20 protein-coding genes are annotated in these 18727 nt (G+C 42.4%); 7 read left to right on the plus strand and 13 right to left on the minus strand.

Features of this window, described 5'->3' with window-relative positions; genetic code table 11:
* Together EHS15_RS08910 and EHS15_RS08915 are read right to left on the minus strand one after the other, a co-directional pair.
* A complete protein-coding gene (locus tag EHS15_RS08910) occupies positions 1–1479 on the minus strand; it encodes an MBOAT family O-acyltransferase (RefSeq protein ID WP_135760209.1) in 1479 nt (492 codons plus the stop codon).
* A gap of 6 nt (positions 1480–1485) precedes the next feature.
* Complete coding sequence (locus tag EHS15_RS08915; protein WP_246052002.1) at positions 1486–1977, minus strand: NYN domain-containing protein; 492 nt, start codon at positions 1975–1977, stop codon at positions 1486–1488.
* Between the two features lie 61 nt (positions 1978–2038).
* Here EHS15_RS08915 and EHS15_RS08920 point away from each other — a divergent pair, with 61 nt between their 5' ends.
* Together EHS15_RS08920 and EHS15_RS08925 are read left to right on the plus strand one after the other, a co-directional pair.
* Positions 2039–2794, plus strand: a complete 756-nt coding sequence (locus tag EHS15_RS08920; RefSeq protein ID WP_135760210.1) for an SDR family NAD(P)-dependent oxidoreductase — start codon at positions 2039–2041, stop codon at positions 2792–2794.
* Between the two features lie 2 nt (positions 2795–2796).
* Positions 2797–4239 (plus strand): FAD-binding oxidoreductase, encoded by a 1443-nt coding sequence (locus EHS15_RS08925; protein WP_135760211.1) that lies wholly within the window; start codon positions 2797–2799, stop codon positions 4237–4239.
* Positions 4240–4267: 28 nt separating this feature from the next.
* Here the strand turns inward: EHS15_RS08925 and EHS15_RS08930 are convergent, their stop codons facing one another.
* The 8 genes from EHS15_RS08930 to EHS15_RS08965 all read right to left on the minus strand — a co-directional run bounded on the left by EHS15_RS08930 (position 4268) and on the right by EHS15_RS08965 (position 12156).
* Complete coding sequence (locus EHS15_RS08930; RefSeq protein ID WP_135760212.1) at positions 4268–5773, minus strand: mechanosensitive ion channel family protein; 1506 nt, start codon at positions 5771–5773, stop codon at positions 4268–4270.
* Positions 5774–5788: 15 nt separating this feature from the next.
* Positions 5789–6931 (minus strand): LptF/LptG family permease, encoded by a 1143-nt coding sequence (locus EHS15_RS08935; RefSeq protein ID WP_135760213.1) that lies wholly within the window; start codon positions 6929–6931, stop codon positions 5789–5791.
* Positions 6928–8217, minus strand: coding sequence for a PP2C family protein-serine/threonine phosphatase (locus tag EHS15_RS08940; RefSeq protein WP_135760214.1), 1290 nt, complete (start codon positions 8215–8217; stop codon positions 6928–6930). Before EHS15_RS08940 ends, EHS15_RS08935 begins: the two co-directional genes overlap by 4 nt.
* A gap of 22 nt (positions 8218–8239) precedes the next feature.
* Positions 8240–8662 carry an acyl-CoA thioesterase gene (locus tag EHS15_RS08945; protein WP_135760215.1) on the minus strand — a complete coding sequence of 141 codons (423 nt, stop codon included), beginning with the start codon at positions 8660–8662 and terminating at the stop codon, positions 8240–8242.
* A gap of 9 nt (positions 8663–8671) precedes the next feature.
* Complete coding sequence (pbpC, locus tag EHS15_RS08950) at positions 8672–10780, minus strand: penicillin-binding protein 1C (RefSeq protein WP_135760216.1); 2109 nt, start codon at positions 10778–10780, stop codon at positions 8672–8674.
* Positions 10781–10796: 16 nt separating this feature from the next.
* Positions 10797–11438 (minus strand): RsmD family RNA methyltransferase, encoded by a 642-nt coding sequence (locus EHS15_RS08955; protein ID WP_135760217.1) that lies wholly within the window; start codon positions 11436–11438, stop codon positions 10797–10799.
* 3 nt (positions 11439–11441) lie between these two features.
* The gene (locus tag EHS15_RS08960) at positions 11442–11816 is read right to left on the minus strand and encodes a tetratricopeptide repeat protein (protein ID WP_246052004.1); all 375 of its coding nucleotides are present in this window, start codon (positions 11814–11816) and stop codon (positions 11442–11444) included.
* A gap of 160 nt (positions 11817–11976) precedes the next feature.
* The gene (locus EHS15_RS08965; RefSeq protein ID WP_135760219.1) at positions 11977–12156 is read right to left on the minus strand and encodes a hypothetical protein; all 180 of its coding nucleotides are present in this window, start codon (positions 12154–12156) and stop codon (positions 11977–11979) included.
* A gap of 70 nt (positions 12157–12226) precedes the next feature.
* On the opposite strand from EHS15_RS08965, the gene EHS15_RS08970 reads away from it, so the two are divergent.
* From EHS15_RS08970 to EHS15_RS08990, 5 genes are all read left to right on the plus strand, one after another.
* Positions 12227–13237 carry a hypothetical protein gene (locus tag EHS15_RS08970; protein WP_246052007.1) on the plus strand — a complete coding sequence of 337 codons (1011 nt, stop codon included), beginning with the start codon at positions 12227–12229 and terminating at the stop codon, positions 13235–13237.
* A complete protein-coding gene (locus EHS15_RS08975) occupies positions 13234–13617 on the plus strand; it encodes an LIC12806 family lipoprotein (RefSeq protein ID WP_246052009.1) in 384 nt (127 codons plus the stop codon). Before EHS15_RS08970 ends, EHS15_RS08975 begins: the two co-directional genes overlap by 4 nt.
* On the plus strand, positions 13614–14039 hold the full coding sequence (locus EHS15_RS08980) for a SufE family protein (RefSeq protein WP_135760220.1): 426 nt from the start codon (positions 13614–13616) through the stop codon (positions 14037–14039). The genes EHS15_RS08975 and EHS15_RS08980 overlap by 4 nt, the downstream gene beginning before the upstream one ends.
* A gap of 80 nt (positions 14040–14119) precedes the next feature.
* The gene (locus tag EHS15_RS08985; protein ID WP_135760221.1) at positions 14120–15301 is read left to right on the plus strand and encodes a serine hydrolase domain-containing protein; all 1182 of its coding nucleotides are present in this window, start codon (positions 14120–14122) and stop codon (positions 15299–15301) included.
* 4 nt (positions 15302–15305) lie between these two features.
* The gene (locus EHS15_RS08990; RefSeq protein ID WP_135760222.1) at positions 15306–15617 is read left to right on the plus strand and encodes a hypothetical protein; all 312 of its coding nucleotides are present in this window, start codon (positions 15306–15308) and stop codon (positions 15615–15617) included.
* 7 nt (positions 15618–15624) lie between these two features.
* Here EHS15_RS08990 and EHS15_RS08995 read toward each other — a convergent pair whose 3' ends face one another.
* Genes EHS15_RS08995 through EHS15_RS09005 form a run of 3 tightly spaced genes read right to left on the minus strand, consistent with a single transcriptional unit; the run spans position 15625 to position 18695 of the window.
* The gene (locus EHS15_RS08995) at positions 15625–16539 is read right to left on the minus strand and encodes an energy transducer TonB (RefSeq protein ID WP_135760223.1); all 915 of its coding nucleotides are present in this window, start codon (positions 16537–16539) and stop codon (positions 15625–15627) included.
* Positions 16520–17545, minus strand: a complete 1026-nt coding sequence (gene ruvB, locus EHS15_RS09000) for a Holliday junction branch migration DNA helicase RuvB (protein WP_135760224.1) — start codon at positions 17543–17545, stop codon at positions 16520–16522. The genes EHS15_RS08995 and ruvB overlap by 20 nt, the downstream gene beginning before the upstream one ends.
* 1 nt (position 17546) lies before the next feature.
* Positions 17547–18695 (minus strand): S1C family serine protease, encoded by a 1149-nt coding sequence (locus EHS15_RS09005; RefSeq protein WP_135760225.1) that lies wholly within the window; start codon positions 18693–18695, stop codon positions 17547–17549.
* Between the last annotated feature and the right edge of the window lie 32 nt (positions 18696–18727).

Genomic DNA, 18727 nt, shown 5'->3' on the forward strand with positions numbered 1-18727 from the left:
TCAAAAACGGTAGTAAATGAAATCGCCGCCGTCTTGCGACAATGTAGCCAAAAGAAAGATCGTAAGCATTCCGCAAATAGGTGCTAAATACGGATCGTATTTTCTGAATTTCATCCAATACTCGGGAAAGTATTGAAAATGATGGAAGAGAAAAAGAACTACCGCCATATAAGAAACTCTTTCCAAGTTTTCTATATGAGCGAAAGAGAAGGACGAACCTGATCCGAAAAGTGAAGTCGCCCCGATCAGCCAGGAATTGGAATCTCCGGAAAGAAAAGATTCCAAACGAGAAGGAAAATGAGTGAAAATTCCGTGAAAAAGATCGACCATTAAACTTGCGTTATTGGAACGAAACATAAGTCCTGAAACGGAAAATAAAAAGAAAACGATAAAGGCTTTGATTACGATCAAAAACTTATTTTTTGTGGGAGTGAGTTTCCATCCCAAACCGTCCTCCAAATACCTTTCCGCAGCCAAAATCACTCCCCAATAGAAACCCCAACAGATGAAGGTATAATCAGCTCCGTGCCAAAAGCCTCCTAGAGTCATGATGATGATTAAATTGAGATAGGTGCGTATTTCTCCCAAACGAGAACCGCCTAACGGAAAGTAAATATAATCTCTCAGCCAAAGAGATAGAGTGATGTGCCAGCGTTTCCATAGTTCTCTTCCCGAAGTAGAGAAAAACGGACCTGTAAAGTTTTCGGGAATTTCAAACCCCAAATACAAGGCGACGGATCTTGCCATGTCGGTCAGACCAGAAAAATCGCAATACACTTGAATGGAATAACAGATACCTGCCATCACCAAAGAAAAAGAATCGTAAGAAGAGGGATTGGAAAAGATAGGAGAGATGGTAGTCGACATAGGATCGGCAACTAACACCTTTTTTACAAGACCGGACATCAATAGATAGGATGCTCGGTACATCTTTTCCTTATCCGGATTTAACTTGTCCAAATTGGGAAGAAAATCTCCCAAACGCATGATCGGTCCCGCAATCAAAACCGGAAAAAAGGCAACGAATAGAAAATAATCGAAAACGCTCACCAAAGGTTTGGAATTATCTCTGTAGGTGTCAATCGCAGCGGCAATCACTTGAAAGGAATAAAAACTGATCGCAAGAGGGAGTACAATGTGTACTAAACCGGGAACCTTTTCGAAAAAAGGGTAATGAGTCAAGTCGGCAAGTACCTTATTGAAAAAATAGAAATATTTAAAAAACCCTAGATTGATTAAATTAAAACTTACCGTAAAACGAATCCAGAATTTACCCTTTGTTTCGTGTAACTTACGATAAAGTAAGTAGTTGATTGCGATGATTGCCAAAAAATGAAAGGTGAAGGCTAAGGAAAAATAGGCGTAAAAAGAAAGCCCGGAAAACAGAAGGAACGGCTTTCTATACGATCGGGGTAGCCCCCAGTAAAAGAGATAAACGACGGAAAGGAAAATGAGGAAAGGAATGGAGTTAAACAACATATAATTTTATGTTAGAAATTGTTTCTCCCAGTAATCTTGTTCATTTACGTCTGTCAACCCTTCTTTCATTTCGTCGAACTCGGACTCTTCTTTCTTCTCCGTAAAACTCAGCCAATCCTTATAAAATTCTTCGGAGGTCTTTCGTTTGGCACGGATCCTTCTTGCAAAATTTACGATTTCTTTATCGGATGTGATCACCAAACAATGAGAAGGTATGGGAGTTTGTTTCAGATAACCGATGATTAAATCGTCCGCCTTTTGCTCATGGCTGTAATGAACGGACATTCCCTCGTAATCTTCCGAATAACAATCGGAAAGCGGGTCTTTTTTTCCGTCGAAAAAAACAAGTACCTCTGCCTTTTTCCAGCCTTGAAAAAACTGCCAAAGGTAGGCTAAAAGCCCTTCTCTTGCGTCTTTTAAGCGGTAATCGACCAGATAAAAGGCCAAATCGGGAAATTTATAGATTAAATTCATCCCGTCGACCAAGATTCGCTGCACCGAGGACACTTCCCCTATTGAATCGACTTGCCATATTCCATTAAACCAAAAAATGGGAAGCATGGGGAAAAAAATAATCGTCGTCGGAGCCTCTAGCGGGATCGGAAAAGCCATCGCAGAGTTGGAATTGAAAAACGGATCGGAAGTGGTTCTGATCGCAAGAAGGGAAAAAGAACTGAAAGCCATCGTTTCGCAATGGAACGCAAAAGGAAAATCGAAACCGGCATTTGCCGTTCCGTTCGATGTGACCAATTTTTCTCAAGCGGAGAAAACCTTTGAAAAAGCCGTGAAAGAATTGGGCGGATTGGATGAAATTTATTTCGCATCCGGACTCATGCCGGAAGTTTCACCAAACGAGTACAATACGGCTAAAGATATTTCCATGCTGAACGTCAATACTTTGGGCGCAGTCGCTATTTTGAATCCTGCCGCAACATTCTTCACCAAACAAAAATCGGGAAAAATCATCGGAATCTCTTCCATCGCGGGAGAAAGAGGCAGAAAAGGAAACCCTGTCTACAACACTTCGAAAGCTGCACTGAATACCTATTTGGAAGCTTTGAGAAACAGACTTTCGGAAAGCAACATCCAAGTAACAACAATTAAACCTGGTTTCGTAAAAACGGAAATGACGAAGGGGCTCCCTCTTCCCGAAAAAGGTCTTTTGAAAGCGATCTCTGCGGAAGAAGCCGCGGAAAAAATCGTAAAAGCGGTGGCGCAAGGAAAACAGGAAACCTTCGTTCCCGGAATTTGGGCTCTTGTAGGACTGATCATCAGAAACATTCCTAGTTTTATATTTAAGAAATTGAGCATCTAACAATGGTTTCTAAAAAAGCAAAAAATACTCCATCCATCAAATTGGGAAAACCGGAAAAAGTAGAAGCATGGGGAATGAATACTTTCTCCCTAAGCCCGGTATTAAGACCTGAATCGGAAGAAGAGATCAAAGAGATCTTCGAATGGGCCAACGCAACAGGAACCAAGATCGCCTTACGCGGTGGAGGTTGCAGTTACGGAGACGCAGCCACAAACAAGGAAGGAATCGTTTTAGATCTGACCGAGTTCAATCAAATTCTCGACTTCAATGAAAAAACGGGAGTTATGACGGTGCAGTCGGGCGCCAGAATCAAAGATCTCTGGGAATTGGGAATTGAAAACGGTTTTTGGCCGCCTGTAGTTTCCGGGACCATGATGCCTACATTAGGCGGTGCTCTTTCCATGAACATCCACGGGAAAAATAATTTCCAAGTGGGAACGATCGGAGAGCACATCAAAGAATTCACATTCCTTACCGCTGCGGGAAAAATCCTTACATGTTCTCCGAAAACGAATTCGGATCTTTTTTATTCCGCTATTTCCGGCTTTGGAATGTTAGGTTGCTTTCTAACGGTTCAAATCAAAATGAAAAAGATTTATTCCGGAAAAATGAAAGTGGATCCGGTCTACGTCCGTAACTTCGACGAGTTATTCGACTACTTCGAAGCGAATTACAAAACCTCAGACTATCTGGTAGGATGGATCGATGCATTCGCTTCCGGTAAATCCTTAGGACGAGGACAAATCCACAAAGCGACCAACCTAAAAGAAGGGGAAGATCCTGAATTTCCTGGCAACTGCCTTTTGGAAAGACAACATCTTCCTTCCCATCTGTTCTGGGTGATTCCCAAAAAATGGATGTGGATTTTGATGAGACCTTTCAGTTTTTCTTTGGGAATGAGACTTGTCAATTTTGCCAAATGCATCGCCAGCATCTTGGTCAATCATAAATCGTATTACCAAGGTCATGCGGAGTATGCGTTTCTTTTGGACTATGTTCCGAACTGGAAATACATTTACAAACCCGGCTCTATGATTCAATATCAGGTTTTTATTCCGAAAGAAACCGCGAAAGAGGCGATGAAGGAATTGTTCACGATCTGCCAAGAGAAAGGAATCGTAAATTATCTTTCCGTTTTCAAAAAGCACAAACCGGATCCTTTTTTACTCACACATGCTGTGGACGGTTTTTCTATGGCGATGGACTTTCCCGTAACGAAATCGAACAAAGAAAAACTTTGGGAGCTATGTTATGCGATGGATGAAATCGTTCTGAAAGCAAAAGGAAGATTCTACTTCGCAAAAGATTCCACTCTTCGCAAAAGAGTGATGGAATCTTATTTTCCTAAGGCGAATTTGAAAAAATTCCTCAGCTTAAAAAAGAAATACGATCCGAAAGGAATTTTGCAAACAGACCTTTACAATCGAGTGTTTTTGCAAGACTGATCACAAGCCCGGATGTATCTGCCTTTATCTAGGGCAGATACTTTCCTTCTTCCCAAGTCCTAAGAAAGGCAACCATATATTCCCTGAGTTCCACTTTCAATTGAAATGTTTCCGAAGGGGTTTTTCCCGATGCTGTGATTTGTACTGTGATATGATCGGGGCTTGTCTCGGTTACCTGAACACCGAAACTTGTTTTACTGAATAACGGATGTTTGAGCACGAAACCGGACGCTTCCTCTTTCAGTCGTTCCAAGGGAGTTTGATAACTTACGTAGAGAAGAACAACTCCTATGGTTTCAGGATCGATTTTAGACCAGTTCTCGAAAGGTTTTTCCAAAAAATAAGAGATAGGAATGATCAAACGGCGAAGATCCCAAGTGCGGATCACTATATAAGTAAAACGGATCTCTTCGACTAACCCGTATTCTTTTTCGATCACAACACTGTCTCCGATACGGACTGGCTGGGTGAGAATGAGTTGGATTCCCGCAAAGATAGTTCCCAAGGTTTTCTGTGCTGCAAGTCCCAAGGCAAGTCCCGCCAAACCGGCAGAGGCGAGAAGAGACATTCCTATTTTTTTGGCAGCATCGAATTGCATAAACAAAACGGACATTCCGATCAAGATAAGAATGATCTTTAACGTTCTTCTTAAAACGATGGAACTGGTTTTGAATTCCTGACTGAAGATAATATCTCCATCTTCCGAATGTCCTCCGCTTAACTTTCTTTCGATGAAAGAAGAGAACAAATCCAAGGATTTGTAAAAAAACCAAAGAAAACTGAAGATCAAAACTCCATTGAGCAGGGATTGCAAAAATTGACCGGGAGAATACGCAAGATCCAATCCTTGTTTGAGAACCATAGCAATGACGGCGAACCAGAACAATCTTGCAGGCTTTCGAATCAAAAGAAGGAATTCCTTTCCTCCGAAAGAACTTCTCATCAATAAATTCTTTCCGAAAAAATAAAACACCGCTTCGAAGACTAAAGAGAATAAGGAAGCGATCAAAAACACCGCCGCTAACCCGATCCACTGCCAGGACTGTAATCCCAAAAACCCTAACTCGGAAATGGATTCGGGAATCCATCGTTTCCAAGTAGGAGGATGGTATTCCTGGTATAAAATCTCAATCGCATTGACGCTTGCTTTGGAGATCTTCCAAACTCTTTCCTCACCTTTTACTTGCGAATGTAAGGTGATCGGAACGGATCTTTCTCCCAAAGGAATGGCACCCAATCGAACGGGGACATTCGTCCCTTCCGTTGATTTGGGCAAGGAATCCCAATCGATCCAAAGGAAACGATCCAAAAGATATTTTAATTTTTCCGCATCGGACTCTTGTTCTTCCTCGGATACGGAAGAGGGAAATTCCATCGCTTCTTTAGCTTTGGAATAATTTCTAAGTTTTGTTTGCTGATAGAAAAAATCGAGAGAATGATAAGGGGAACGAAGAGGCCCTTCCGTCTCGAGAGCCTCTGAAAAAAGAAAGGAGTGCGAAAGAAAAAGCAGAACCCAAAAGGAAAAAAATTTCACAAGTCATCTACTCCGTTATATATTCATTTTTTTATATAAAACGTAAGCTGCGGTGATAAAAAGAAAAGGAGTGATCCAAATTCCCAGCCAAATAGGAAGCCCTCCGTTTTCCGCCAAAGTTTTCGCAGTCGAATAAAGAATATAATAAAGAAGAACCACGGCGATAGTCAGACCCAAAGAGGCAACACCGGCGGATCGTTTGGTGATCGCTCCTGCAAGTGCTCCTAACGCCACAACGATAAAAGACATGAGTGGCATGGCAAACGTCACATGTCTCTGCACAAGCACATCTCTATAAGGAATTCCTTTTCCGATTCTGGACTCTATCTCTTCAGCTAACTCGAAGAAGTTCATCTGCTCCGGGTTTCTGGTGGGTCTGGAAAAATACTTTATGTCCTCAGGAAAAGGATAGTTTTTTTCTGGAATTTTTTCCCTGGAAACCACTTCCAGATCGGAATTGAAACGAATCTCTTCCACATCATACAGAATCCAATGATGAGGATTTTCTACGAACTTAGCTTTTTGAGAAGAAACCGTATAATTCGGCAGACCGTCCTCTCCGATATCGACGTAATTGAATCCCCCTTTGACGGTGTTTTCTTTTTCATCGATCCAATATACGTAATAAAAACCGTTTTTACCTTTTACGTGGAATTGATAGACAAAGTCGATGAGTCGGTTGGCACCTTTGGCCATGTAACTGTATTCGATTTGCGCCTGTTTGTTGGCAGGAATCACAACAAATTGACTGAAAAAAGTCATAAACATCCAAACGAAAAAACCGAAAAACAAAATAGGAGTGATGATGCGAAGGAAGGAAACTCCCGCCACCATAATGGCAACCAATTCCTTGTTCACACTGTACTGCCCTACCACGAAACAAACGGAAAACATCAGCGCGGGAGAAGCCACTTGTACGATCATTCCCGGAACGGAGTAGAGAATATAAAAATAAACATGAGATTGCTGGACTTTGGAAGAGACAAGATACTTCATATTATTCGTAAATTCGTAAATTACGATCATGGAAGTAAGAAGGATCAAGGTTCCTGCAAAGTTCTTCAAAAAGTCAAAGAACAAATAACGATCCAGAATGCGGAAAGGGATAAATTCTCTTTTGAACCAGCGAAAGGGTGTTAATAAAATACTAAGTGTCATTCAAACTCGATTAAAAGCATACTCATATCATCGGAAAATTTCTGATCGGAAAAACGAATCACATCTTCGAAGAGGGAATTCAAAAAATCAATTCCCGTTCGGGAACGGTATTTGGTGACCGTATCGATTAGATTTTCATCTCCGAACAATTCCCCTTCCGCATCATTCACTTCGACAATCCCATCGGAATAAAACAATAGTTTATCGCCTGACTCCAATACTTTGGAATTATTTTTCAATCGGGGTTCCAGCATGGAAACGATCAAAGTCCCGCTTCCTTCTAAAAACTGATTGGTCTGGTTCGACTTCATCAAAAGCAAAAGAGGATGTCCCGCATAGGAATAAGCGATGGTTTTTGTCGTAGGAGAATAATAAACGATTACCGCGCTGATATGATTGTTGGGGACTAAATTTTTTAAATCCTCGTGCATCGCAAGAAGACAAGAAGCAGGTTCATTCTCCGCCACCGCATGGATATTGAAAGCTAACACAGCCATTGCGGAAACCATTGCGGACGCAATCCCATGACCGGAAACATCCGCAAAAAAAATGGCAACCGTCCCGTCCGGTCTGATCTTATAACTGATCGCATCTCCTCCTACTTGATCGAAGGAACGAAAGAAACTAGTGAATTTGCAACCTTCGATTTTAGGCCAATCCGTTGTGACTAAATTGTTCTGAGTGTCCCTCGCCATGTCCAAGTCGCTGGAGATGCGGTCATGAAAATGTTTCAGCTGCGATTCGGACTCTCTGAGTTTTTCGACAGAACCCAAACGAACATTCAACGTAAGATAAGAAATAATAGCAGGCGTTAGTATGGCAGATAAATACAAGGAAAGATCCATCATAGGTTCTTTCGTATAGATCCCGATCAGAATTCCTACGGAAGTGACGGAACCTAAATAATGCACGAGCCATTTTCTTTCCACAAAACTGACTCCGATACAAGAAAGAACCAAAATCATACCGATCAGATAACCGACATAAAGTGAATTCCAATAGAGAAGAATTAGAGAATGGGCGCTCATCGTATAAAAAAAGACAAGCATGATCGGCTGGATGCGATGGCGAACCCAGGAAGAAAAAAAGGTAAGCAGGAAAAATAGAAAGGTGATCCCTGAATGAACGGCTCTCATCCATTTGGGATCATACATCCCCAGTTCGTTCACCGGTGCGAAGATTCCGAAGCCGATGAACGTCGTGAATACCGCCAGGCAGATACGAGAAATTTTGAGGACTTCTTCGTCTAGTTTGAACTGATCCGATTTTCTGCGGTTGAAATCCATAAACTATTCCAATTTCTACCGGTTAATTTGTTTTTGAACCAAATTTTTCCCTGAAAACATCGGGAATTTGAGACGGTTTTTGCAATTCGAAATCGAACCAAATGAAGCTGGCATGTCCCGTAAGAACACATTCCTCGTCTTGGTTCCACATGGAGCAGACGACAGTAAACGCCCTGGAAGAAATGGAATCGACTTCCAAAGAAACTTCCAAGGTGGCAGGAAACACCACTTGTTTTCTATAGTCCATATCCAAATGAGTGAGCACAGGGCCGAACCTAACCGGCTTTAAAGGGGAATCCCAAAGACCTTCCACGGTGAAATAGTCGGCTCTTGCCGTCTCAAAATACCTAACATAGGTTACGTTGTTTACGTGCCCGAAAGCATCCATTTCTCCCCAGGCGACTTTTTGGAAGTAACTATGTTTGTATTTTACCGGTTTTCCCATAAACGCTCCCTAACGAACTTCGAACGATACTTCATCGAATACCTTTCCCGTTTGATCCGCAATCTGCAATTGAAAAATGCCTTTCTGCAGATCCCAGAAAAAGGGAGAATTTGCTTCCGAAATTTTTTTTCCGTTCAAATACCAGAAATACCCCGGCTGATAACGATTCAATAAGAAGAAGACTTTCTGTTTTCCTACAGGAATGTCCGGATCGACTGCAAATATCGTCTGATGGGAAGGGGAAGTGATTTTAGGAAGAGTTTTTTGTTTGGAAACAATTTCTCCTGCATCGGAAACATCTTCGGTTCCTCTCTCGAAATAGGCTCGTTTGGCGGGAACATACACTACGGATTCGGGAACGGAAGGTTCTTTGGAAGGAGTTTCTTCGTGCAGAAGATCCATCACTTCCCTCCAAACAGGACCGGCACCGGAAACTCCGCTCACATCCTTCATAGGAGTACCTGTAGGATTTCCCACCCAAACACCTACGGTATATTCTTCCGAATAACCCAAACACCAGTTATCTCGCATATCCTGACTGGTTCCTGTTTTAACTGCAGAGAAATATCTGGTGGATAAATTATTTTCCCAACCGAAACTGAGAGATCTGGCTTCTCTGTCAGAAAGAATGCGGGTGATCAGATAAGAAACGGATTCCCGAAAAATACGTTTGTTTGTTTTATCCGCAGATACGTCCCCCTTTCCTGAGGAAGGAGAAACGAGAAAGGAAGGTTCCGTATAAACACCTCCGTTCGCCAAAACTCGATAAGCGTTTGTTAGATCCCATAAACTTACGTCCGCTGTCCCGAGCGCCAAAGAAGGCCCGTAAAATTCAGGATAACTCAGATTTTTTAACCCTAAAGAAGATAGAGTGTGTATGAATTTTCCCATATCCAAATAAGACAAAGTTCTGACTGCAGGAATATTCAAGGAGGAACCCAAACTCTGAGTCACAGTCACTTTTCCTTGGAACGATTTATCATAATTTAACGGTCTGTAGATTCCCCGAAACACCGGAATATCGACAGGGGAATCGTTCAGGACGGAAACAGAAGTTAACTTTCGTTCTTCGAAGCTCTGCGCATATACGAACGGCTTTAAAGTGGAACCCGCCTGTCTTCTGGCTTGGATCAGATCCAAAGAAGAAACTTCGCTTCGATTCCCCGCATTGGCCACATAAACCAATACTTCTCCCGTAGAATTATGAAGTACTAATACGGCTCCGTCTTTTACGTTTTGAGAAGCCAAAGGGATCAGATTCGATTTCAGAATGGATTCCACTTTCTCCTGCAAGGAACGAGAAAGAGAAGATTTGGATTCGGAAGAAATCCCTTCCGCAAATGCTTTGGAGGCAAACTGAGGAGCAAAATTAGGTTTTGCAGGATAATCGAAACTTCTCAGTAATGATTGTTTCACGATCGTATCCAATCCGTCGCAAGTTTCCCTGTTTTCCATTTGTTGTTTGAGAACACAAGCTCTCTCTACGATCTTTTCCACACGGGATTCAGGAGAGCGAATGAGAACGGCAAGCAGATAAGATTCGTTTGGTGTAAGCGTAGAAGGAGGTTTTCGAAACAAACCCCAGCTTGCGGAACGAATCCCTCTCAGTTCTCCCCTAAAATAAACCAAGTTTAAATAAGCAGTGAGGATTTGTTCCTTGGTCCATACATCCTCCCAATCGGAAGCCCTTTGTATCTGTTTGAGTTTTTGTGTGAAACTCCGTCTTCCCCCTTCGGGCTTTAGATCTTTTTCCCATAAGGAAACCAATTGCATAGTGATTGTGGAACCGCCTCTCAAAGGAAGCCCCCATAACTTTCCCCAAACGGATCCTAAAAAAGCGAGAGAATCGATTCCCTTATGTTCGAAGAATTTTTTATCTTCACTGAAAAGAATTGCGTTTAATGTATGTTCGGGGATTTCATTTGTTTCCGTCCATCTCTCCGAACGATAACGAGGATGAATGCGGACTGATTGAAGTTCCTCTCCCTGTCTGTCGTACAACAAAAGGTCGGATGGAAGATAATTGTTTTTTACTTCTTCAAAAAGAGGGACAGATTGTATCGGAAAAGCGAAAAATAGAAAAACAAACAGAATCCCTTTTGTACATCGTTTTCCCATCTTACCTTTCTCAAGATCACTCTACATTTTCTGCCGGAGAAGGAAGAGTGTTTGCGAACGAAGCAGGTACCACAATGGTTTCGATCAGTGAATGACTGCCGTATTCCCTCTCTTTAAAAGGAACCTCCGCCCAAATCGAATCCGCTTTCTGATGTTCCGGAATTTGGCAAAGAATGACGGAAGGAACGGAAAGAGTTTGGCAGTGGGCGTAAAGTTCTTCCAACATCTTTCTCATCCTAACAGGCGTTACCGACCAATACGTATAAGGCGGATCCAAATAGAACACTTGTGCTTGTTCCGTGCCTGGTTCCCATTTTAAAAAATGTTTGGTGGCGTCCTTGCGAAACAATTTGATGTTTTCCAATCCTTTGAACAGTTTCAAAAGACGGGAAAAACGCTCCTGATCCAATTCGTAAATTAGAATTCTCTTATAACCTAAGCTGTACGCCTCGGCGGCGATCTGTCCGCTTCCTGAAAAATAATCGCAGAACAAAGCAGATTCTAAATTTAGATTCCATCCAGCAAGTTTGGAGTCGATGAGTGAAAAAATCGCTTTTTTGATGAGACTGTTCGTAAAATTTTGATGCCCCGAAATTTCTTCCGGCGCGGGAATTTCTTTCCCTTTCCATTTACCGCTTGCTACACGAAGAGACTTCATAACTTATTCGTTCTTCATTTCGGCACGCAAGGCCGATACCTGAGTCGTCAGTTTGGGAGAAAGTTCACCTGTTTCCAATTCATCCAAAATCTTCATAGCTTCTTTAGTATTTTTCAACTCCGCCATTCCGAAAGCCAATAAAAAAAGGGAATCCGCATAACGTGCGTTTCCTTTCCCTTCTTTCTGAAACACCCTGCCCCATTTTACGAGCAAATCGTTTTCTCCCAGAACCAAGGCTCTCTCCATAAATAGATAAATTCCATTCCAATAATGGCTACTTGTTTTCCAGGGAGAGGGAGGAGCCACGGCAACGACTGATTTCAACTTCTCCCAATCTTTTTCCGTAGAAACATAGAGAAAGAAAAATCGAGGATCCAAGTTGGGATCCGGCTTCGTTAAAAATTTGGAGGAGAGTCGGGAAACAGTATCATAGTTTCCCTTTTTGTATTCGTCATACAGAAATTTGAAAGAGACATCCTCGGAAAAGAGGGGGAGGGAAATGCTAAGAAAAAAGCAGAAATAAAAGTAACGTATCAATCTATAATTCGGTAATGTTTGCAGATCCGCACATAGGGCAGATCAATTCCCAAGAATCGAGGTATTCATCCTCTCCTTCCGCTTCCCACCTGTGGTCGCAATCTTCACAAGCATACGTGACTCCGTCCTCATTCAGGCTCTCGGCGTCAAATTCATCGTCGTCAAAAAATTCGTCTTCCATACACCTGACACTAAATCACAAAGAAAAAGCCGTGTCAAGAGGGGCCATAAAAAAAAAATGGGAACAGTCTATGGCGATTTATTCCCGTTACGAACCTCATAGAAAAAAGAAGGCCAAAACTCCATGGCTTCTTTTAGTGATTTTGATAGGAATTTCTGGGCTCGGTTATGTGTACCGAAAAGAAATTTTTTTCCTTTTTGCCCGTGACCAGAGTGTGCGTGCGGAAAAATCCAAAGAAAAAACGATCGAACTTTGGAAATCAGGAAACCTGAAAGAACAGGATGTGGAAGACTTCCAAAATCTTGCGGTCACTTATTCCGAAAAGGATCCGATGGAACCGCAAGCGTTCCACCTAATCGCTCGTAGTTTATATTGGAATCTTCCCAGACTGGGAATTCATTTCGACTCATCCAGTTTGGTATTGAATTTAGGTTCTAATTTTTCCGAATTCATCGGCAAAACGCAATTGGCCCAGTCCACCTTGGATCAAATTTTTTGGAATGCCAGAACTGCGGAATCTTTGTCCTCTTCTTCCTTTCAGGATTGGGAAAACAACAGGCTGCTTTTGTTTCTTACGGAAACGAACCGCCAGGTGAAAAAACCGGGCACTCTCACTAAAGAATACGGAAGTATTGACAGTTCTAAATTGTCTCCTGAATTTCAAGCCCCATTCATCTGGCTACTTACATTTAACACAATGCAGGCGGGAGATGCTGCAGGATTAGAAAAAATCATTGAAACAACGAAACTTCCCGATTACAAAGGGGGAATTCGTTTTTCTCCCAGAGAAGAAAACTTCCTAAAAGGAATGGGGAAATATTATAAAAAAGATTATGTAGGTGCCCTGGCTCTTTTAAGAAGCACCAAAACCGACAATCCAGATAAAATCACGGAAACTTCCGTGATCACGGAAGCCACTATCTTTCACATGCAGAACTTAACCCAAAAAGGGATCGATCTTCTGGAAGATTATTACGGTCGTTCCGGAAAAAACAATCCTGAGATCATTCAAATCGTAAGAAAGATGGTTTTGGAAAGACCGACTGCAAAAACAAAACTGGAGATAGGTTCCTTAAAATGAAAACCAAATCCGCAAAACAAACGTTATTTCTTATTTCGACTACAGCCGCTCTGTTTTTTTCCCAATGCGGGCTGTTCGAAAAGAAATTTCCCCCAAAAGGAGAGTTTTGCGACGTTTTGGTAAAACCTCCCGTTTGTTTGGAAGCGGATTTTGAAAAAGGAAAATTAAAATGGAAAGATGAAGAATTCGATCTGAATTCTCAAACCAGGGTGGAATACCATTTTCTATACCAAGGAGAAAGAGCGGAACTTCTGGTCACTACTGAGAACCGTTTGGATATGAAAATCCCTGGAGAAACCACTCCTTCTAAATTTTACATGAGAAAAAAAGAAAAAGGTTCTCTTGGAAAAAAAATCAAACAGTTGTTCAACGAAAAATGAAGAAGTCCATCGAAGAAATCCAAAAAGAAATCATTTCCGAATTTTCGGATCTAACGGATTGGGAAGAAAAATTTCAATATCTCATTGAACTGGGAGAAGAGCTCCCCGCATATCCTGAGGAAAAAAGGACGGAAAGTTATTTGGTTCCCGGTTGTCAGTCCAGAGTTTGGGTCTGCCCTAGTTTGGAAAACGGAGAACTTCAATTTTATGCGGACAGCGATACTGCATTGACCAAAGGTCTCATCGCCATTCTTATTCGTGTTTTTTCCGGCCACAGCCCTAAGGAGATCGCAAACGCTTCCTTAGAATTTATCGATGCGATCGGACTTTCTAAATTCCTTTCCATCTCCAGAAGGAACGGCCTTTCCTCTATGGTAAATATGCTACAAAATTTTGCTAAAAATTCAGGATCGGAAATTTAGCTTAGAGAAACGAAAGTTTTTCCTTTATTTCTTTCTTTTTTGGTATATCATGACTTTACTCTGAAACTTAGGTCATGCATATGCGCAAGTTAGTAGTCGGTTTGTTTTGTCTTCTTTTCCTTCAATGCGGAAAAGATTTGTCCCCGTTCGGCGGCCCTCCTGAAATCTCACCTCTTCCTCCCAGAATCAAACCCGAATGGCCTACTGCCGAATGGAAAGTAGCCAAACCGGAGTCAGTCGGGATCTCTGGTGAAAAACTAAAATTGGTCTCCGATTATGCATTTCTCAGAACGGGAGATGAAACGGATCGAAAAGGAAGAAGAACGGACGCACTCGTCGTCATCCGCAACGGAAAAATCATCTTAGAACAATATGCACGCAATTTCGACCAAAACAGTCTGCATCTGACTTGGTCCGTTTCCAAGAGCATCATCCAAGCTCTTTACGGTATCACAGTAAAAAACGGATTAGTCAAGTTAGACGATCCGGGTTATTACCATTTCGAACCTCTCGCAAAAGATGAGGCTCATAAAAAAATCACAATCCGACATCTTCTGAACATGTCTTCCGGATTGGATGCGGAAGAAGGTTATGAAAGCGGGCCTTTAAAATCCTCGGTCATCGCAATGCTTTATACGAGAGGAAGAAAAGATATGGGTCAGTTCTGCAGCGAACTTCCCCTAAGAGCAGAACCTGGAACCAGAGTCTATTACTCCAGCTGCGATACGAACATTCTGTCCGCCATTCTCAAGAAGGTTTACGGCAAAGAAGCTTACGAAGAACTCCCTTATACGAAGTTATTCGCTCCTCTTGGAATCAAAGAAGCTACTTTCGAACAAGACGGCTCCGGAACTTTCGTAGGTTCTTCTTATCTTTATCTTACTGCGAGAGATTTGGCAAAAATCGGTTATCTATATCTGAACGACGGAGTTTGGGAAGGAAACAGACTTCTTCCTGAGGGTTGGGTCGATTTCACAAGAACCCCCGCTCCCGGATACAAAACCACTCCTTACAGCGAAGACCTTCCTCAAGACAATTACACTTCTCATTGGTATGCAAACACGGGAGTTCCCGAAAGAGGAGTTCCTGAGCCTTGGCCGGATGCGCCTAAGGATACTTTTGCGGGACTAGGGCACTGGGGGCAGATGCTTTATGTAATCCCCAGTTTGGATATAATCATCGTTCGTTACGGAGATGATCGGGAAAAAACGTTTATTAAAAACGATTTTCTCAAACTTGTTAAGGAATCTGTAGTTAGGTAGTTCTATGAAAAAAAATATACTCGGAACATTACTCGCTGTCTTAATTTTGATCTTATTTTGGGTACAATGGAATTGGAAACATCTGGCGGCGTTTCCTTCCATCATCTCCAGTTTTTATTCCAAGGAATATTGTTCCTGTTTTTATGTGATGAAACAGTCGGAGGAACAATGTCATCATTTCGCCAGACAATGGGTTCCTATCAGTGATTTCAAAAACGACCAGGAAAACAAAGAAGTCATAGTGTCAGGATTGGGAAGAACGAATAAAGCGAAATTTATAGATTCGAAGAGGGGTTGCGTTTTACAAAACGACTAAATTCTATTTATCGACGAAAGTAGTCTGGAAAAATAAAATTGATTCCGAAGATGAGTCCCTTGGCCTTAATTTCATCGGGAACCGCACCGAAATTTTGGCCTCGGATGGAATCTAAACAAGACTGATCCACCACTACTTGTCCTTGCGAAGAAACAAGTCTCACATCAATCACCTGTCCGTTATCGTTCAACATAAATAAAACCTTAGTCATACCCGGTTTGATTCCTTCTCGAACGACAGTTCCTGCGATATCTCTGTAAGCGAAGTTTCCTCCTCCCGGAGGAGCGAAAGATTCTTCGATTCTTTTCAGCATGTTTTTGAAGTAATAATAACCTGCGAATTGTTTGGTGGGAACCGTTAAAGCTTTGGCACCGTCCCAGCGAAATAGAAAGTCTTGTTGGAACCTATAATTGAAAGGAATCTTCAGCATTTTTCCTGCCGAAGCGGATTGGTTCGGAGATTCTTCCTGATTTTGGGTGGTTTTAGGATCGGCTTTATAGATTCCTATTTCATATACGTCGTCTTCTTTGCTTTGTTCCGCCTTAGGCTGCGCAGTCGAAGGATTAGAAGCCGCACTTCCGTAAATGAATTCACGAAAAGGAGACAATGTATGGAATCCCTGTTGTTCCGTGATTCCTCCTCCTCCCGCAGAATCCTGGTTAGATAAAGCTTTGTATTCGTCCTTTTTTTCCGGGTTGATGAATTGTTGTTCCACCAATATATCGTAAATTTTTTCTTTTTCTTCCTGAGAAGCCAGTTCGGAAGCCTGCTCTTCACCTAACATCTTCCAAAGCATATTGCGTGTGATCAGATGCCCCAAAAGCAAGGAAGATATCAAAACGACAAAAGCGGCGGAGAAAAAAAGCCTTCTCTGCCCTTCTTCCGTTTCCGGCAAAAGGATATTAAAAAAGTGTGGGGTCATCTTTCTGAATGTCCTTCGTAGGAACTGGGGCGGGAAGCCCCAAATGTTCGTATGCTTTTCTAGTAGCGACTCTTCCTGCCGGAGTCCTGTCCACAAGCCCTACTCTGACTAAAAACGGTTCGTATGTATCTTCGATGGTTCTTTCTTCTTCACCTAAAACGACTGCGATCGGTTTGATGCCTACTGGACCGCCTCCGTATCTATTGATGAGGATGTCTAGGATTTGCCTGTCTACAGAATCGAGTCCCAGATGATCGACTCCCATTCTGTCGAAGGCATATTTACAAGTATCGATATGAATGCTGGTTTCGTTGCGAACCTCTCCGAAGTCACGCACTCTCTTTAACAAGTGATTGGCGATTCTGGGGGTTTTACGGCTTCTTTTCCCGATCTCCAATGCAACTCCTTCATCCAAGGAAACGGAAAGAAGGTTTGCGGAACGATCGACTATGATTGCCATTTCCTCATCCGAATAAAAATCCAATTTCAAATGGATTCCGAAACGGGATTTCAACGGATCACTCACCAGTCCCGATCTTGTGGTAGCTCCAACAAGAGTGAAAGGCTGCAATTGAAGTTGGAGCGCATTTGCGGTAACTCCTTCCCCGACCACTAGATCCACAAAATAATTTTCCATAGCAGGATACAAAAGCTCTTCCTGTTTTTTCACAAATCCGTGGATTTCATCAACGAAAAACACTTCGTTCGTTTTCAACAATGTGAGAAATCGAACCAGATCCGCACCTTTGGAAATGGCAGGAGCAGATGTGGGAGTGAACGCTACGGAAAGTTCATTGGCTATGATATTTGCCAAAGTGGTTTTTCCCAAACCGGGAGGCCCCGAGATCAGAACGTGATCCAAAGGAGTTTTTCTTTTTTTAGCGGCCTCTATATATACGGAAAGATTGGCCAGAACTTCCTTCTGGCCGATAAACTCGGATAGTTTCGTGGGGCGAAGCTGTGGTTCATCTTCGCCCGGCTGATTGATCTCTTCTCTAAAACTCACCTCATTTTGGTATCTGCATTGGAGTGATCGAAGTCAAGATTTCCTTTCTATTTCGGATGATTTTTATCTGAATTCCTTTCCCTACTTTAGAGGAGGAGATGATGGATTTCACATCATCCGGACCGGAAACCGGTTTTCCATCCAATTCGATGATGAAATCGAGAGGACGTAGTCCCGCCTTATGTGCAGGAGAATTCGCTAAGATTTGTGCGATCAAAGCTCCTTTGAGAGAAGTCAATCCCAATCGTTTGTCTTCGTTGATCTCTTCCGTAACAGCCACCATGCTGATTCCGATCCAAGGACGATTCACTTTCCCATGAAGTTTTAACTGTTCGGCGACCTTCTTCGCTTCGTTGATGGGGATGGTAAGACCGATCCCTTCCGATCCTCCTGACTGAGAGAAGATCATACGATTGATTCCGATCACTTCTCCTTTGATGTTCAAAAGAGGACCACCACTGTTTCCTTGGTTGATGGCTGCATCGGTTTGGATATAAGAAAGCCCTGAATTGTCGATGGCTCTTTCCACTGCGGAGATAACCCCTACGGTAAAGGAGTAGTCTAGTCCGAGAGGAGCTCCGATAGCGATGGCCCAGTTTCCTACTTTTACTTTTTCAGAATCTCCGATGGATGCCGCTTTCAATTCCTCTTTAGGAGCGTCAATTTTAAGTAAGGCGATGTCCAAAACGGAATCGGATCCGATCACAACCGCTTCGAACTTCTTTTTGTTTTTGAGTCGAACTGTGAACTTGTCCATACCGCCTATCACGTGATGGTTGGTTAAAACATAACCTTCTTCATTCAATATGATTCCTGAACCAAGACCCGAACGAGATCTGCCTTGATTTTGCAGCCCGAAAAAATGGTCCACATAAGGATCACCAGTAATACTTCTACTCAACGTTTGTTCCGTTTGGATCAACACTACACTGGGAGATGCCTTCTCAAATACTTCACGGAAAGCGTCTTCCAAAGCGACTGCTTGCACTTGTGCCGGTGAAGCTTTGTCGTTCGAATCCGCTTTTAACTGAAGGGGGTTTTGCGGTTGAGAATCTCCGCAAGTGAGGATAGGGGATAAAAAAGTCCCTATCAATAATGATGTAGCCGCAACGGCAACGAATTTGAATGGATTTGGTTTTTTTGGGCTCATAGATACGTTACAGTACTCTCCTATAAAATTAG

Origin of the sequence: Leptospira idonii (assembly GCF_004770995.1) — a bacterium.
Classification (GTDB): Bacteria; Spirochaetota; Leptospiria; order Leptospirales; family Leptospiraceae; genus Leptospira_A; species Leptospira_A idonii.

What these genes read in the sequence shown, in the direction of transcription:
- EHS15_RS08985 (WP_135760221.1), top strand. Translation starts at nt 14,120, where the DNA reads ATGCGCAAGTTAGTAGTCGGTTTGTTTTGTCTTCTTTTCCTTCAATGC.
- EHS15_RS09005 (WP_135760225.1), bottom strand. Translation starts at nt 18,695, where the DNA reads ATGAGCCCAAAAAAACCAAATCCATTCAAATTCGTTGCCGTTGCGGCT.
- EHS15_RS08965 (WP_135760219.1), bottom strand. Translation starts at nt 12,156, where the DNA reads ATGGAAGACGAATTTTTTGACGACGATGAATTTGACGCCGAGAGCCTG.
- EHS15_RS08935 (WP_135760213.1), bottom strand. Translation starts at nt 6,931, where the DNA reads ATGACACTTAGTATTTTATTAACACCCTTTCGCTGGTTCAAAAGAGAA.
- EHS15_RS08995 (WP_135760223.1), bottom strand. Translation starts at nt 16,539, where the DNA reads ATGACCCCACACTTTTTTAATATCCTTTTGCCGGAAACGGAAGAAGGG.
- EHS15_RS08940 (WP_135760214.1), bottom strand. Translation starts at nt 8,217, where the DNA reads ATGGATTTCAACCGCAGAAAATCGGATCAGTTCAAACTAGACGAAGAA.
- EHS15_RS08945 (WP_135760215.1), bottom strand. Translation starts at nt 8,662, where the DNA reads ATGGGAAAACCGGTAAAATACAAACATAGTTACTTCCAAAAAGTCGCC.
- EHS15_RS08955 (WP_135760217.1), bottom strand. Translation starts at nt 11,438, where the DNA reads ATGAAGTCTCTTCGTGTAGCAAGCGGTAAATGGAAAGGGAAAGAAATT.
- EHS15_RS08990 (WP_135760222.1), top strand. Translation starts at nt 15,306, where the DNA reads ATGAAAAAAAATATACTCGGAACATTACTCGCTGTCTTAATTTTGATC.
- EHS15_RS08975 (WP_246052009.1), top strand. Translation starts at nt 13,234, where the DNA reads ATGAAAACCAAATCCGCAAAACAAACGTTATTTCTTATTTCGACTACA.
- EHS15_RS08970 (WP_246052007.1), top strand. Translation starts at nt 12,227, where the DNA reads ATGGCGATTTATTCCCGTTACGAACCTCATAGAAAAAAGAAGGCCAAA.
- EHS15_RS08910 (WP_135760209.1), bottom strand. Translation starts at nt 1,479, where the DNA reads ATGTTGTTTAACTCCATTCCTTTCCTCATTTTCCTTTCCGTCGTTTAT.
- EHS15_RS08920 (WP_135760210.1), top strand. Translation starts at nt 2,039, where the DNA reads ATGGGGAAAAAAATAATCGTCGTCGGAGCCTCTAGCGGGATCGGAAAA.
- EHS15_RS08980 (WP_135760220.1), top strand. Translation starts at nt 13,614, where the DNA reads ATGAAGAAGTCCATCGAAGAAATCCAAAAAGAAATCATTTCCGAATTT.
- pbpC (WP_135760216.1), bottom strand. Translation starts at nt 10,780, where the DNA reads ATGGGAAAACGATGTACAAAAGGGATTCTGTTTGTTTTTCTATTTTTC.
- EHS15_RS08925 (WP_135760211.1), top strand. Translation starts at nt 2,797, where the DNA reads ATGGTTTCTAAAAAAGCAAAAAATACTCCATCCATCAAATTGGGAAAA.